Genomic DNA, 15,706 nt, shown 5'->3' with positions numbered 1-15,706 from the left:
CGATGCATCTATTGAAGAAAACGGGCTGGCTCTGCTGTCTGCTGGCCCCATTGATGTTGCAGGCCGAGCCGGTTGCCCCGGTGGAGCCTGCGTCTCGCATCCCCTCAGTCGAGTCTGGGCACGGGGGTGATACCGTACCTGGCGTTCAATCCATCCCTCGGATCGCTACCGTCGACTGGACGGTGGCGGAGACCCTGCTGGCCCTCGGCGTCACGCCGCTGGCCATGGGGGATGTGGGCTCCTATCGTGCCTGGGTCGGGGAGCCCGAGCTTCCCGCCGGGGTGGTGGACATCGGCCTGCGCATGCAGCCCAATCGCGAGTTGCTGGCGGAGCTCAAACCCGATCTCATCCTCATCTCCCCGCTGATGGCCTCGCTGGAACCGACCCTGTCCCAGATAGCGCCGGTGCAATCCATCACCCTCTATGAGCCCGATGCGGATCTGTGGCAACGGCTGCACGAGGCGACCCTGACCATAGCCGACCTGGTGGGTAAGCGTCCGGAGGCCGAACGGCAGCTCGCCACCCTGGAGCGGGATCTCGAGTGGATGAAGGGACAACTTCCCAGATATCTGCCTCCCCTGTTGATGGTGCAATTTATCGATGAGCGCCACGTGCGGGTGTTTGGCCGCCACAGCCTGTTCGACGCCGTGCTGCAGCGGCTGGGGCTGCGCAACACCTGGCAGGGGGAGACCAATGCCTGGGGCTTCTCCGTGGTGAGCCTGGAGCAGTTTATTTCCCTGCCGACCGCTAGGCTGGTGGTCATCGACCCCATTCCGGTAGGGGTGAGTGAGCGCTTGCAGGAGCCGGGCCTCTGGCAGCACCTGCCTCTGGTGAAGCAGGGCGAGGTCGTGCACCTGCCCGCCGTCTGGAGCTTCGGTGGCCTGCTTGCCGCCCGCCGTTTCGCCGACCTGCTGAGCGGGGCCCTGCGAGCAGAGTCCCCATCCGGCTTGGCTACTCTGGGAGCCGTTCAATGAATCAGATCCTTCCCGCCTCCCTGCTGCGCCCCGGCCTGGCTCTGCTGCTGCTGACCCTGACCCTGGCCGGCTGGGATCTGGCGCACCAGCTGCCGGATTCCCTCTGGTGGCAATCCCTCTTCTCGCCGCAGCTGGACGATGCCCGCCAGGCACTGGTCCACTTCAGCTGGTTGCCACGCCTCGCCGTCTGCCTGCTGGCCGGCGCTTCCCTGGGTCTAGCGGGCACCCTGCTGCAACAGGTGCTGCGCAACCCGCTCGCCTCGCCCACCACCCTCGGGGTCTCCTCGGGTGCCCAGCTGGCGCTGATGGTGGTGACCCTGTTCGCCCCGAGCTGGCTGCTGGTCGGGCGCGAGTGGATCGCCATGGCGGGTGGCAGTCTCGCCATGGGGCTGGTGTTCGCCCTAGCCTGGCGCCGACAGCTCAACCCCGTGGTCATAGTGTTCGCGGGCCTAGTGATCAACCTCTATCTGGCGGCCGTCAGCCTGGGGCTCTTGCTGTTCTTCCAGGAAGAGCTCAAGGGGCTGCTGGTATGGGGCAGCGGCTCTCTGGCCCAGACCAGCTGGAGCGGCGTCGGTTACCTGTTGCCGCGGCTGCTGGTGTCCGCCGTACTGGCGGCGCTGCTGGCCCGCCCCCTGGCTGTGTTGGAGCTGGATGACGCCAGTGCCCGCAGCCTGGGGGTTTCCCTCAAACACCTGCGCCTCGCCGGGCTCGCCCTCGCCGTCTTCCTCACCGCCTGCGTGGTGAGCGTGGTGGGGATCATCGGCTTCGTCGGGCTGGCGGCCCCCGTCCTGGTGCGCATGCTGGGGGTGAGACGACTCGGCCTGCGGCTGCTGTGGGCCCCCGTGCTGGGGGCCTTGTTGCTGGCGGCCACCGACCTGTTGCTACAATCCCTGACCCGCTTCTGGCCTGTGCTGATCCCGACCGGGGCCATGACGGCCCTGCTGGGGGCGCCGCTGCTGCTCTGGCTGATCCCGCGCCTCACCTTCAAGTCGGTGACGCCGAGGGGCGCCAGCGGGCTGACGGTGGCACGGCACCCGGCTCCCGGGCGCTTCCTCGCCTTGCTGGGGATGGGGCTGCTGCTCGCCATGCTGGCCTCCCTGCTGTTCGGTCAGGGGATGCATGGCTGGAGCTGGCCGAGCTGGCTCAGGTGGGAGGCTCAGCTGGAGTGGCGCCTGCCGCGCACCCTGGCGGCGGGGGCGGCCGGCGTGCTGCTGGCCCTGGCGGGAACCCTGTTGCAGCGGGTCAGCAACAATCCCATGGCGAGCCCCGAACTGCTCGGGGTGAGCGGTGGTACCTTCATGGGGGTGATCGCCACCGCCTTGCTGCTGCCGACCCTGCCGCTGGCCATGATCCCTCTTGGGGGCGTGCTGGGGGCCTTCGGCAGCCTGTTGCTGCTGGTCGTGATCAACCGCAAGAACGGTTTCCAGCCGGAGCGACTCCTGCTGACCGGCATCGCCATCGCGGCCCTGTTCGAGCCGCTGCAGGCCATAGCCCTGGCCAACGGCAACCTGAGGGTGCAGCAACTGCTCTCCTGGATGTCCGGCTCCACCTATTACGTCACCCAGCCTGTGGCCCTGGCGCTGGCCGTGCTGGCGGTGGTGATGCTGGGGATCTGCCTGCTGGTGAGCCGCTGGCTGGATCTGATGCCCATGGGTCCTGCGGTGGCGACGGCACTGGGTGTGCGCCTCAGCCGTGCCCAGCTGGTGATCCTGCTGCTGGTGGCCGTGCTCACCGCCAGTGCGACCATGGTCATCGGGCCGCTCTCCTTCGCCGGCCTGCTGGCGCCGCACATGGCCAGGCTGATGGGGCTGGTGCGGGCGCGCTGGCACCTGCTGGGTGCCGCGGGTTGCGGCGCCCTCTTGATGGTGTCGGCTGACTGGGTTGGCCAGCAGATCCTCTTCCCGCAGGAGGTGCCGGTCGGTCTGGTTTCCACCCTGTTAGGGGGCGCTTACTTCATGTGGTGCCTGCGCCGGCTCTAGCTTTTAGATCGAAAAATGCACAATAAAAAGCCCGGGAAGATCTCCCGGGCTTTTTTGTGGCCGCGCTGCGGCTTACTTGCCGATGCAGAAGCTGGAGAAGATGCGGCCCAGCAGATCGTCCGAGCTGAACTCACCGGTGATCTCGGACAGGGACTCCTGCGCCAGGCGCAGCTCCTCGGCCACCAGCTCACCGGCCACGAACACCTCCAGCTGCTCTTTCGCCACTAGCAGCCGTTCGGCGGCGCGCTCCAGCGCATCCAGATGGCGGCGACGGGCCATAAAGCCTCCCTCGGTATTGCCTTGAAAGCCCATGCAGGCCTTCAGATGCTCACGCAGGGCAGGCAGACCCAGCTCCGTCTTGGCGGAGATGCGGTAGACGGCGTGGCCTTGCTCCTGGCTCGGCGCCAGATCCTCACCGGTCAGATCCGCCTTGTTGCGCACGACCGTGAGGCCGATGTTTTTTGGCAGGCGATCGACAAACTCCGGCCAGATCTCGTGGGGATCCACGGCATCGGTGGTAGTGCCGTCCACCATGAAGAGCACCCGGTCGGCCTGCTCGATCTCGGCCCAGGCCCGCTCTATGCCGATCTGCTCCACCTTGTCCTGGGTGTCCCGCAGGCCGGCGGTGTCGATGATGTGCAGCGGCATTCCGTCCAGGTGGATGTGCTCGCGCAGCACGTCGCGGGTGGTGCCGGCGATCTCGGTGACGATGGCGGACTCGCGCCCGGCCAGGGCGTTGAGCAGGCTGGACTTGCCGGCGTTGGGACGACCGGCGATCACCACTTTCATCCCCTCCCGCAGCAGGGCGCCCTGCTTGGCTTCCCCGCGTACGTCCTCCAGCGACGCCATGATGGCGTACAGATCGCCGGCCACCTTGCCGTCGGAGAGGAAGTCTATCTCCTCATCCGGGAAGTCGATGGCGGCCTCCACATAGATGCGCAGCCGGGTGAGGCTCTCCACCAGCTGCTGCACCTTGCCGGAGAACTGGCCCTGCAGGGAGTGCATGGCGCTGCGGGCGGCCTGCTCGCTTGAGGCCTCGATGAGATCGGCGATTGCCTCGGCCTGGGCCAGATCCAGCTTGTCGTTGAGGAAGGCGCGTTCGCTGAACTCGCCAGGGCGGGCGGGGCGCAGGCCCTCGATCTGCAGGATGCGGCGGATCAGCATGTCCAGGATGACGGGGCCACCGTGACCCTGCAGCTCCAGCACGTCTTCGCCGGTGAAGCTGTTGGGGGCCTTGAACAGCAGGGCTATACCCTGATCCAGCGGCTGGCCCTGTTCGTCATTGAACGGCAGGTATTCGGCGTAACGAACCCTCGGCACTCTGCCGAGCACTATCTCGGCGACGCGCTCGGCGGCGGGGCCGGAGACCCGGACTATGCCGACGCCACCCCGGCCGGGGGCGGTGGCCTGGGCCACGATCGTATCTGTTGTCATCTTGCTTGGCTCGTCAGTTCGGTGATTGCGGACATTGTAATAAAAAAGGCGGCCCGAAGGCCGCCTCTTTTGTCATCGGGGAAGATTAGCTGCGAGAGTGCAGGCCTTTCTTCTCCAGCTGACGGTAGATGATGGTCTGCTGGATGATGGAGATGACGTTGCTCACCAGCCAGTACAGGGTCAGGCCGGCCGGGAACCAGAGGAACATGAAGGTGAAGATGATCGGCATGAACTGCATCACCTTCTGCTGCATCGGGTCCGTGATGGTGGTCGGGCTCATCTTCTGCAGGTACCACATGGAAGCACCCATGAGGATCGGCAGCACGAAGAAGGGGTCCTTCACCGACAGGTCGGTGATCCACAGGGCGAACGGTGCGTGGCGCAGCTCGACAGATTCCATCAGAGCCCAGTAGAGGGCGATGAAGATGGGCATCTGCACCAGGATCGGCAGACAGCCTCCGAGCGGGTTGACCTTCTCCTTCTTGTACAGCTCCATCATGCCCTGGGACATCTTCTGGCGATCGTCACCGAAGCGTTCCTTGAGCGCCGCCAGCTTGGGCTGCAGCATGCGCATCTTGGCCATGGAGGTGTACTGGGCCTTGGTCAGCGGGAACATGATGCCGCGCACCAGCAGGGTCAGCATGATGATGGCCACACCCCAGTTCTGGACGAAACCGTGGAACACGGTCAGCAGCCAGTGCAGCGGTTGGGCGATGAACCAGAGCCAGCCGTAGTCGACGGTCAGATCCAGGTGGTTTGCCACCTTGGCCATCTGGTCTTGCAGCTTGGGACCGATCCACAGCTGGCTGGTCACTTCGGCCTGTTGGCCAGCGGCGACGTCAACCAGGGGCGCCTTGTAGCCGATGATGGCCTGGTCTTTACCCGGGATCACACGGCTGTAGAAGCTGTTGCTGTCGTTGGCGTTCGGTGCCCAGGCGGAGACGAAGTAGTGTTGCAGCATGGCGACCCAACCACCCTTGGTGGTCTTGTTCAGGTCGGCGTCCTGCATCTCGCTGAAGGTGTACTTCTTGTAGCGGGTATCTTCGCTGGAGAAGGCGCCACCACGGTAGGCGCTGGCCACCATGGCATGACCTTCCTGATCCTTTGGCGTGGTCATGGTCTGCTTCAGCTGACCATAGAACTGCACCTGAACCGGTTCGGCAGACTTGTTGTCGATCTTGTAGTCGACACCGACGGCGTAGTCACCGCGTTTGAGCACGAACTCCTTGGTGAAGACCACGCCCTTGCTGTCGGTCCAGGTCATGGGGACCACGACCTGATCCTGACCCTCGGCCAGCTGGTAGCTGGTCTGGGCGGCTTCGTAGGTGGGACGACCCTCTGGCTGGCTATCCGGACCGTTACGGCCCACCAGGCCGCTCTGGGCAACGTAGAGATGCGCCGGCTGACTGGTCAGCAGGGTGAACGGCTGATCCTTGCCCTCTTCCAGCTTGTGGGCCAGCAGTTCGGCAGAGACGATATCACCGCCCTGGGTGTCCAAGGTCAGCTTGAGCACGTCGGAGGTGACGGTGATCAGCTTGCGTGCGGCGGTGGCGTTGGCTTGCTCGGAAACCTGAGGAATATCACCGGTCTGACCGGCTTCAGGTACGAAATGTTCGGTTTGGGCCACGGTCGTCGGGGCCGGCTTCGGAGCCTTGTCGGACTCCCACTGTTGCCAGAGCAAGAAGCTCACGAACAGCAAACCGATCAGGAGTAAATTGCGTTGTGATTCCATAGTCTTCAGTTTCTTCGCTTTGGTTGCGGAACCGGGTCATAACCACCCTCGGATAAGGGATGGCATTTTAATAGACGTTTGCTAGCTAACCAAACGCCTTTTATGAAACCGTGAAGTCGGATTGCTTCTATCGCAAATTGGGAACAAGTCGGAGTGAAACGGCAGCGCGGCCCGAGCAGGGGACTAATGATTAGCTGATACAGGCGTATCAGTTTGATGGCTACCCATTGCAACGGCGTGACAGAGTGCGCCATAGCTTTTCCAGTAACTTGAACAGCTCCTCGTTATCCATCTCTTTGACGCCACCCTTGGCGATCACGACGATGTCGATAGCGGGCAGGTTGGTTTGATTGAGGCGGAAGCTCTCCCGTACCACTCGTTTGACACGGTTACGCCAGACGGCACGCTTGAGCGCTTTTTTGGGCACAGCGAGGCCAAGACGGGGGTGTTCGAGGGAATTGGGGCAAGCAAGAAGCGTAATTTGCGGAGAAGCGGCCCGGACAGGCTCGGCGAAAACGCGTTTGAAGTGTTCGGGAGTTAACAGACGTAACTCCCGAGAGAAGGTGTGCTGGGTAGGCATTAGACTACCAGGCGGGCACGACCCTTGGCACGACGAGCGGCCAGAACTTTGCGACCGTTGGCAGTAGCCATGCGAGCGCGGAAACCGTGAGAGCGCTTGCGCTTCAGGTTGGACGGTTGAAAAGTACGTTTCATGATTCGATTCCGTATTTCTGTACAGTTTTGATTGTCACACTTAGCCGACGCGCCAGCTATAGCGTGTGACGACTAGCAAAAGAGGCCGAATTCTAAACAGAGTTCAGCTTCTCGTCAATCCGCCGTATCCCCTCATCTTGCCCTGACTCCCGAAAGAGGCAGTGAAAGCCGACAGGATCCGAAGGATCAAGGGCCCCGAATTATACTGGCAACCCGGGGTTAAACAAGGATCCGCCAAGAAAAAAGGCGGCAGAGCCGCCAAAGAGAGAGCTAGTTAAGCACTTTCCGCAAGAACTCCCGGGTGCGGGGATCCTTGGGATCGACCAATATCTGACTCGGCGGGCCCTGTTCCACGATCCGGCCCCCCTCCATGAAGATCACCCGATCGGCGACATCCCGGGCGAACTCTATCTCGTGGGTCACCACCACCATGGTCTGGTGCTGGCGAGCGAGCTGTTTCATCAGACCCAGTACCTCGTCGACCCATTCGGGATCCAGTGCCGAAGTGGGCTCATCGAACAGGATCACCTTGGAGTGGGCCGCCATGGCACGGCCGATGCCGACCCGCTGCTGCTGACCGCCGGAGAGGGACGCCGGGTAGGCATCCTGCTTGTCGGCGAGGCCAATGTCCTTGAGGATGCCGAGGGCGGTGGCGCGGGCCTCTGCCTTGGGCTGCTTCCAGACGGTGATGAGGCCCTCGGCGATGTTGTCCAGGGCCGTCTTGTTGGCGAACAGGGCATAGTTCTGGAACACGAAGGAGGCGCGCTTGCGCAGCTCGATGGCCTGCTGCTCGCTGGCATGGGCCAGATCCAGTTGCAGGTCGTCGATGGCGAGCTGGCCCGCATCCGGCGTCTCCAGCAGGTTGAGGCAGCGCAGCAGGGTCGACTTGCCGGTCCCGGAGGGGCCTATGATGACGACAATCTCCCCCTTCTTGACCTCCAGATCGATGCCGTTGAGCACCTGATTACCGTGGAAGGCCTTGGATAGACCGTTTAATTTGATCAAGGGCCCTCCTTAATAGGCTCGGTTGAGGCGCACTTCCAGCAGATGCTGCAAGCGGGTGAAGAAGATGACCACCACCCAGTAGATCAGGGCCACTGCCATGAAGCTCTCGAAGAACTTGAAGGAGGAGGCTGCTTCCATCTGGGCCTTGCCCATGATCTCCGCGACGCCCAGGGTGAAGGCCAGGGAGGTGCTCTTGATCATGTCGATGAAGTAGTTCATCAGGGACGGCGTCGCTATGCGGGCTGCCTGGGGCAGTATGATCCGCTGCATCGCCTGCAGCCGGCTCATGCCGATGCTGAGGGCTGCTTCCATCTGGCTCTTGTGGATGCCGAGGATGGCAGCCCGGATCGACTCGGCCATGTAGGCGGCGAAGTGCAGGGTCAGGCCTATGATGGCGGCGGTAAAGGCATCCATTCCCACGAAGATGGGGAAGAGTTGCGGCAGGCCGTAATAGAGCAGGAACAGCTGGACGAGCAGGGGTGTCCCCCGGAAGAAGGAGATATACAGCATCGCCAGCCAGTGAAGTGCGGGAACGCGAAACACCCGCACTATCGCCAGGATCAGCGACAGTACGAGTGCCAATACGAATCCCCACAGGGCCATTTCCATCGTGGTGCCCAGGTATTTGAGCAGGATGGGAAACAGCCCTAGCGTGTACTCGAGGTCGAATTCCATCATTTATTTGTTAGTGATGTCCGCTGCGAACCATTTTTCGGAGATCTTGGTCAGGGAGCCGTCTTTACGCATGGCGGTCAGGGCGTCGTCGACCTTCTTCAGCAGGGCCTGCTTCTCCGGGGTCTTCAGGAAGGGCAGGGCGTTTTCGATGGTTTCGAACGGTGCGCCAGCCTGTTGCAGCGGCAGCTTGGATTCCTTGATCAGCTGGGCGGTGGAGACGCGGTCCATCACGAAGGCATCGATACGGCCCAGGGCGACATCCTGCTCGAAGGCGGAGTCATAGGTGCGGATGTCGATCTTTTTCTCTGGATCGTTCTTGCGCAGCAGCTCTTCGAAGTTGGAGCCGAGGTTGACGGCGACCTTCTTGCCAGCCAGATCCTTGAAGCCGTTGATGGTGCTGTTGCCCTTGCGAACCACGATCTGGGCACCGTCATACACATAAGGCTGGGAGAAGTCGTACTTGGCCTTGCGCTCGTCGGTGATGGTGATCTGGTTGGAGATGGTGTCGACGCGGCCGGTTTCCAGCATGCCGAACAGGCCGGAGAAGCTGGCGGTGACGAACTCCACCTTGTAACCGGTGCGCTCACCGATCTGGTTCCACATGTCCACCTCGAAGCCCTGCAGCTTGTCCTGCTTGACGAAGGTGAACGGGAAATACTTGCCGGACATGCCGACCTTGATGGTTTCCTGGGCGATGGCCTGGCCGGACAGACTGGCCAGCAGAATGGCGGCGCCGGAAATCAGCTTGATAGTGGTTTTCATGGGGATTCCTCTCTCTGTAGTTCTGTATTTTTAGTTGTAATCACGGGTCGGCGCTGATGTTATTGGAATAAAATATAAAGAATAAATGATATTTGGTTATATAAAATAACCAGGGCAATACCGAATCATTCTGTCCACATCGCCGGTCAAGGGCTGTGGGTAACTTTGGGGATGAATTAAGATCCTGGGTCGCTGGATCCTTGAAAGTCAAGGATCTTATTTGCTGGATCCGCGCGGCGGCAACTGGAGATCCAGCCGCTAAAAACGTAGAATAGCCGGTCTTTACTTAATCAATTGACGGGAGTCTAGAGTGACTGCTTCGCTATGGCAGCAGTGCCTTAACCGGCTGCAAGATGAGTTGCCCTCGGCAGAATTCAGCATGTGGATCCGGCCGCTTCAAGCGGAGTTGAGTGACAATACTCTGACCCTGTATGCACCGAATCGCTTCGTCCTGGACTGGGTACGGGACAAGTACCTGCTCCGGGTCAACGGCATCATCAACGAGCTGTGCGGTGCGGATGCTCCCACCCTGCGTTTTGACATCGGTAATCGTCCCCATCCCGTTGCGGTCGCCAGAGTGCCGGCGCGCGGTGCCGAGCCTGTGAATAACTCTCACAAGAGCTGGGAAAGCAAGACGGAAACCAAGCCGGAGCCGAATCACAAGAGCAACACCAACGTGAACTATACCTTCGAGAATTTCGTCGAGGGTAAGTCCAACCAGTTGGCGCGTGCGGCGGCCCGTCAGGTGGCCGACAATCCGGGCGGCGCCTACAACCCGCTGTTCCTTTACGGTGGCACCGGTCTGGGCAAGACCCACCTGCTGCACGCCGTCGGCAACGCCATCAAGGATCGCAAGAAAGACGCCAAAGTCATCTACATGCACTCCGAGCGTTTCGTTCAGGACATGGTGAAGGCGCTGCAGAATAACGCCATTGAAGAGTTCAAGCGTTATTACCGTAGCGTCGATGCCCTGCTCATCGATGACATCCAGTTTTTCGCGAACAAGGAGCGCTCCCAGGAGGAGTTCTTCCACACCTTCAACGCCCTGCTCGAGGGCAACCAGCAGATAATCCTGACCTCGGATCGCTATCCGAAGGAGATCAACGGGGTGGAGGATCGCCTCAAGTCCCGCTTCGGCTGGGGCCTGACCGTGGCGATCGAACCGCCCGAGCTGGAAACCCGTGTCGCGATCCTGATGCGCAAGGCGGACGAGAACCAGATCCACTTGCCGGACGAAGTGGCCTTCTTCATCGCCAAGCGACTGAGATCCAACGTCCGTGAGCTGGAAGGGGCCCTCAACCGGGTGATCGCCAACGCGAACTTCACCGGCCGCGCCATCAACATCGACTTCGTGCGCGAGGCGCTGCGGGACCTGCTGGCGTTGCAGGAGAAGCTGGTCACCATCGACAACATCCAGAAGACGGTGGCGGAGTACTACAAGATCAAGCTGGCGGATCTGCTGTCCAAGCGCCGCTCGCGCTCCGTTGCCCGCCCGCGCCAGTTGGCGATGGCCCTGGCTAAGGAGCTGACGAACCACAGCTTGCCGGAAATCGGGGATGCCTTCGGTGGCCGTGACCACACCACAGTTCTTCATGCCTGCCGCAAGATAGAGCAGCTGAAGGAGGAGAGTCACGACATCAAGGAAGACTATTCCAACCTGATCCGCACCCTTTCTTCCTGATCACGGAACAGAGTGGACAGATGCAGCTCGAATATTCCAACCTGATCCGAACCTTTTCCTCCCAATAACAACGGAGAACACAGATGCAGCTCGAAATTAGCCGTGAGGCCCTGTTACGTCCTCTGCAACTGGTGTCCGGTGCCCTGGGTGGCCGGCCGACCCTGCCCATCCTCGGCAACGTGCTGCTCGACGTCAGCAACGGTCTGCTGTCGCTGACCGGGACCGACCTCGAGGTGGAGATGATCGGTCAGGTCTATCTCAACAGCGACAGTCAGGATGGCCGCACCACAGTGCCGGCCCGCAAGCTGCTGGATATCTGCCGCGGCCTGCCGGAAGGGGCGGATATTCGCCTCAACACCGAGGGTGAGCGGCTGATCATCCGTTCCGGCCGCTCCCGCTTCAACCTGTCGACCCTGCCGGCCACCGAATACCCGAACATCGAGGACTGGGAATCCGTGCTCGAGTTCGACATCAGCCAGCTGGAGCTTAAAAAACTCATCGACGCGACTCAGTTCTCCATGGCCAGCCAGGACGTGCGCTACTACCTGAACGGAATGCTGTTCGAGAGCGAGGGCCATGGCCTGCGCACCGTCGCTACCGACGGTCACCGTCTGGCCACCTGCCGCCGCGAGGTGGTGCAGGAATCGCTGCCCGATCATCAGGTTATCCTGCCCCGCAAGGGGGTGCTGGAGCTGGTACGGCTGCTGGAGGCGGAAGACAAGCCGGTACGGCTGCAGATCGGCCGCAACAACCTGCGTGCCGCCCTGGATGGCTTCATCTTCACCTCCAAGCTGGTGGATGGCCGCTTCCCGGACTGGCGCCGCGTCATTCCGCGGGGCAGCGACAAGGCCCTGATCGCCGGTCGCGAAGACCTGCGTCAGGCCTTCGCCCGCGCAGCCATCCTCTCCAACGAAAAATTCCGTGGGGTGCGTCTCAATCTGCAGGAAAACCTGCTGCGCATCACCGCCAACAACCCGGAACAGGAAGAAGCGGAAGAGCTGCTTGACGTACAATACGGGGCTGGCGAGATGGAGATCGGCTTCAACGTCTCCTATGTGCTGGACGTGTTGAATACGTTAAAATGTGACCAGATCCGGATCAGCCTGAGCGATTCCATCAGCAGCGCCATTATTGAGGATTTTGACAGCCAAGATGCCCAGTACGTGGTGATGCCGATGCGGATCTAGTCGTGTCCCTGGTCAAACTCCAGCTCAGCGACTTTCGCAATATCCAGCAGGCCAGTCTCGCGCTGTCCCCCGGCCTCAACATCCTGGTCGGGTGCAATGGCAGCGGCAAGACCAGCGTGCTGGAAGCCATTCACTACCTCGGTCTCGGTCGCTCTTTTCGAACTCACCTGACCGGGCGGGTCATCCGCCAGGGCGAACGAGCCTTTACCCTGTTTGCCCAGTGCGAGCTGGAGGGGCGCCAGGTGCCCATCGGGCTCGCCAAGGACAAGGGCGGGGAGACCCAGCTCAAGATTGCCGGAGCACAGGCCCAGCGGTTGGCCGATCTGGCCGAGCTGCTGCCGGTGCAGTTGATCCATCCCGATGGTTTCAACCTGCTGACCGGGGGGCCCCAGGCCCGCCGGGCCTGGCTCGATTGGGGCGTCTTTCACCAGGAGCCGACCTTCTTCTCCCTGTGGGGACGGGTACGGCGCCTGCTGAAACAGCGCAATGCCCTGCTGCGTCAAAGCAGTCAGTATCGCCAATTGGCGTTCTGGGATCAGGAGTTGGTGCGCCTGGGAGGCGAGTTGGCCGAGTTCCGCGCCAGTTATTGTCAGGCCATTACGCCCCTGATCAAGGAAATGACGGCGGATTTCTTGCCGGAATTCGACATCAGTCTCGGTTTCTATCGGGGCTGGGAGAGAGAAACTCCCCTCGGCGACTTGCTGGAGGCGGGGTTCGAGCGGGATCGCTCGCTGGGTTACACAGGGGTTGGCCCGCAGAAGGCCGATGTGCGACTCAAGGCGAACGGTGTGCCCGCTCAGGATATTTTGTCCCGGGGTCAGCTGAAGTTGCTGGTCTGCGCCATGCGACTGGCCCAAGGGCTCTATTTGAATCAACATAGCAGCCGTGGCTGTATTTTTTTAATTGATGATTTTGCCTCTGAACTGGATGTCGACAAGCGCCGCCTGTTGGCCGCAAGGCTGAAACAGTGTGCGTCCCAGGTGTTTATCACCGCCATCGACACCGGTCAGCTCGCAGACATGATGGATGCGAGTGACTGCAAGCTGTTCCACGTGGAACAAGGCAAGATCTCCGAAACGTTAGAGAAGGCAGAGAGTAAGCTATGAGTGAAAATACTTACGACTCCTCGAATATCAAGGTGCTGAAGGGCCTGGATGCGGTCCGCAAGCGCCCGGGGATGTATATCGGCGATACGGATGATGGCTCGGGTCTGCACCACATGGTGTTCGAGGTCGTCGATAACTCCATCGATGAGGCTCTGGCTGGCTACTGCTCCGAGATCCAGGTCAAGATCCACTCGGACGGTTCCGTCTCGGTGCGCGACAACGGTCGTGGCATCCCGGTGGACATCCACCCGGAAGAGGGCCGCTCCGCCGCCGAAGTCATCATGACGGTGCTGCACGCGGGCGGCAAGTTCGATGACAACTCCTACAAGGTGTCCGGCGGTCTGCACGGCGTGGGCGTCTCCGTTGTTAACGCCCTGTCCGACAAGCTGCTGCTGACCATTCGTCGTAACGGCCACGTCTATGAGCAGACCTATCACCTGGGCGAGCCCCAGGCACCGCTCAAGCAGATCGGCGACAGTGCCTCCGGCACGGGTACAGAGGTGCGCTTCTGGCCGAGCCCGACCATCTTCAGCGACACCCTGTTCCACTACGAGATCCTGGCCAAGCGTCTGCGCGAGCTCTCCTTCCTCAACTCCGGTGTCTCCATCCGCCTGCACGATGAGCGCGACGGCCGTGAGGTCCATTTCTGCTACGAGGGTGGCATCAAGGCCTTCGTCGAATACCTGAACCAGAACAAGACCCCGATCCACCCCAAGGTGTTCCACTTCACCACCGAGCAGGACGGCATCGGTGTCGAAGTGGCCATGCAGTGGAACGACGCCTATCAGGAAGGGGTTTACTGCTTCACCAACAACATCCCGCAGCGGGATGGCGGCACCCATCTGGTGGGCTTCCGTACCGCGCTGACCCGTACCCTCAACACCTACATGGACAAAGAGGATTACAGCAAGAAGGCCAAGTCCGCCGCCAGTGGCGACGACGTCCGTGAAGGTCTGATTGCCGTTATCTCCGTCAAGGTGCCGGATCCCAAGTTCTCCTCCCAGACCAAGGACAAGCTGGTCTCGTCCGAGGTGAAGACCGCCGTCGAACAGGCGATGGGGGAGAAGCTGGCTGACTTCCTGCTGGAAAACCCGGGCGACGCCAAGATAGTGGTCAACAAGATCATCGACGCGGCCCGTGCCCGTGAGGCGGCTCGCAAGGCGCGCGAACTGACCCGTCGCAAGGGTGCACTCGACATCGCCGGCCTGCCCGGCAAGCTGGCGGACTGCCAGGAGAAAGACCCGGCCCTGTCCGAACTCTACATAGTGGAAGGGGACTCTGCGGGCGGCTCCGCCAAGCAGGGTCGCAACCGCAAGAACCAGGCCATTCTGCCGCTCAAGGGCAAGATCCTGAACGTGGAGAAGGCCCGCTTCGACAAGATGATCTCCTCGCAAGAGGTGGGTACCCTGATCACCGCCCTGGGCTGTGGCATAGGTCGTGACGAGTACAACCCGGACAAGCTGCGCTATCACAACATCATCATCATGACGGATGCGGACGTCGATGGTGCGCACATCCGGACCCTGCTGCTGACCTTCTTCTATCGCCAGATGCCGGAAATCATCGAGCGTGGCTATGTCTTCATCGCCCAGCCGCCCTTATACAAGGTCAAGAAGGGCAAGCAGGAGCAGTATCTGAAAGATGAAGATGCGCTGCTGCAATACCAGACCGCCATGGCACTGGACGGTGCGACCCTGCACGTCAACGAGTCCGCCCCGGCCATCGGTGGCGAGGCCCTGGAGCGTCTGGTCAACCAGCATCGAGCCGTGTCTCACCTGATCACCCGCATGTCCCGCCGTGCACCGGACGCTGTGCTGACCCAGCTGATCTATCAACCCGAGCTGACCGAGGCCCTGCTGACCAGCGAGAGCGATCTGCTGGCCTGGTGCCAGGCCATGGAAGCCGTGCTCAACGAGAGCAATCAGGGCGTGCAGTACCAGATGCAGGTTCGCCGTGACGAGGAGCGCAGCCTGTTCGTGCCCCACGCCGTGGTGCGCCAGCACGGGGTCGATCGCGAATATCCCCTGAGCTACGACTTCCTGCAGTCCGGCGAATACCGTCAGCTGGTTTCCCTCGGCAAGGAGATCGCCAACCTGATCGAGGATGGTGGTTTCATCAAGCGTGGGGAGAAGGTGAAGCCGGTCGCGAACTTCGTGGAAGCGGTCGAGTGGCTGATGAGCGAAGGCAAGCGCGGCATCTACATCCAGCGCTATAAAGGGCTGGGTGAGATGAACCCGGAGCAGCTGTGGGAAACCACCATGGATCCGGAAGCGCGCCGCATGCTGCGTGTCACCATCGATGATGCGGTCGGTGCCGACCAGCTGTTCTCTACCCTGATGGGGGATGCGGTCGAGCCGCGCCGTGACTTTATCGAGACCAACGCCCTGCGGGTTGCAAACCTCGATGTCTAAGACGCCTCAGCCAAAGATGAAAAAGCCGGTCCCTGTGACCGGCTTT

The 15,706-nt window shown here is 61.5% G+C and carries 14 protein-coding genes; 6 read left to right on the top strand and 8 right to left on the bottom strand.

Translation table 11 applies throughout. The features are described 5' to 3' along the window. Positions 1-2 precede the first annotated feature (2 nt). Positions 3-974, top strand: a complete 972-nt coding sequence (locus tag ACRCYW_RS05415) for an ABC transporter substrate-binding protein (protein WP_438549134.1) — start codon at positions 3-5, stop codon at positions 972-974. Beyond that, a complete protein-coding gene (gene fhuB / locus ACRCYW_RS05410; protein ID WP_438549133.1) occupies positions 971-2,953 on the top strand; it encodes a Fe(3+)-hydroxamate ABC transporter permease FhuB in 1,983 nt (660 codons plus the stop codon). Before ACRCYW_RS05415 ends, fhuB begins: the two co-directional genes overlap by 4 nt. 72 nt (positions 2,954-3,025) lie before the next feature. Here fhuB and mnmE read toward each other — a convergent pair whose 3' ends face one another. From mnmE to ACRCYW_RS05370, 8 genes are all read right to left on the bottom strand, one after another. Further along, complete coding sequence (gene mnmE, locus ACRCYW_RS05405; protein WP_438549132.1) at positions 3,026-4,387, bottom strand: tRNA uridine-5-carboxymethylaminomethyl(34) synthesis GTPase MnmE; 1,362 nt, start codon at positions 4,385-4,387, stop codon at positions 3,026-3,028. 85 nt (positions 4,388-4,472) lie between these two features. Further along, positions 4,473-6,119, bottom strand: coding sequence for a membrane protein insertase YidC (yidC, locus tag ACRCYW_RS05400; RefSeq protein WP_438549131.1), 1,647 nt, complete (start codon positions 6,117-6,119; stop codon positions 4,473-4,475). Between the two features lie 5 nt (positions 6,120-6,124). Then, the gene (gene yidD, locus ACRCYW_RS05395; protein ID WP_010672280.1) at positions 6,125-6,373 is read right to left on the bottom strand and encodes a membrane protein insertion efficiency factor YidD; all 249 of its coding nucleotides are present in this window, start codon (positions 6,371-6,373) and stop codon (positions 6,125-6,127) included. Next, positions 6,340-6,699 (bottom strand): ribonuclease P protein component, encoded by a 360-nt coding sequence (gene rnpA, locus ACRCYW_RS05390; RefSeq protein WP_438549130.1) that lies wholly within the window; start codon positions 6,697-6,699, stop codon positions 6,340-6,342. Before rnpA ends, yidD begins: the two co-directional genes overlap by 34 nt. Then, positions 6,699-6,833 carry a 50S ribosomal protein L34 gene (rpmH, locus tag ACRCYW_RS05385; protein ID WP_005307156.1) on the bottom strand — a complete coding sequence of 45 codons (135 nt, stop codon included), beginning with the start codon at positions 6,831-6,833 and terminating at the stop codon, positions 6,699-6,701. Before rpmH ends, rnpA begins: the two co-directional genes overlap by 1 nt. Positions 6,834-7,103: 270 nt before the next feature. Then, positions 7,104-7,838 (bottom strand): amino acid ABC transporter ATP-binding protein, encoded by a 735-nt coding sequence (locus tag ACRCYW_RS05380; protein ID WP_438549129.1) that lies wholly within the window; start codon positions 7,836-7,838, stop codon positions 7,104-7,106. A 9-nt stretch (positions 7,839-7,847) separates the two neighbouring features. Further along, entirely contained in the window at positions 7,848-8,516 is a 669-nt protein-coding gene (locus ACRCYW_RS05375; protein WP_010672283.1) for an amino acid ABC transporter permease, read from the bottom strand. Continuing rightward, positions 8,517-9,275, bottom strand: coding sequence for an amino acid ABC transporter substrate-binding protein (locus ACRCYW_RS05370; protein ID WP_438549128.1), 759 nt, complete (start codon positions 9,273-9,275; stop codon positions 8,517-8,519). Between the two features lie 310 nt (positions 9,276-9,585). Between ACRCYW_RS05370 and dnaA the strand changes: the two genes are divergently transcribed. The 4 genes from dnaA to gyrB all read left to right on the top strand — a co-directional run bounded on the left by dnaA (position 9,586) and on the right by gyrB (position 15,660). Then, complete coding sequence (dnaA, locus tag ACRCYW_RS05365) at positions 9,586-10,956, top strand: chromosomal replication initiator protein DnaA (RefSeq protein ID WP_438549127.1); 1,371 nt, start codon at positions 9,586-9,588, stop codon at positions 10,954-10,956. A gap of 83 nt (positions 10,957-11,039) precedes the next feature. Continuing rightward, positions 11,040-12,143, top strand: a complete 1,104-nt coding sequence (gene dnaN, locus ACRCYW_RS05360) for a DNA polymerase III subunit beta (protein ID WP_438549126.1) — start codon at positions 11,040-11,042, stop codon at positions 12,141-12,143. Positions 12,144-12,145: 2 nt separating this feature from the next. Beyond that, positions 12,146-13,249, top strand: a complete 1,104-nt coding sequence (gene recF, locus ACRCYW_RS05355; protein WP_438549125.1) for a DNA replication/repair protein RecF — start codon at positions 12,146-12,148, stop codon at positions 13,247-13,249. Next, positions 13,246-15,660 (top strand): DNA topoisomerase (ATP-hydrolyzing) subunit B, encoded by a 2,415-nt coding sequence (gene gyrB, locus ACRCYW_RS05350; RefSeq protein ID WP_438549124.1) that lies wholly within the window; start codon positions 13,246-13,248, stop codon positions 15,658-15,660. The genes recF and gyrB overlap by 4 nt, the downstream gene beginning before the upstream one ends. The last annotated feature ends 46 nt before the right edge of the window (positions 15,661-15,706 follow it).

Source organism: Aeromonas sp., assembly GCF_051657805.1.
In the GTDB taxonomy this organism is placed as follows: domain Bacteria; phylum Pseudomonadota; class Gammaproteobacteria; order Enterobacterales; family Aeromonadaceae; genus Aeromonas.
The sequence above is the reverse complement of the archived record's forward strand: the minus strand, read 5'-3'. Positions and strand labels throughout refer to the sequence as shown.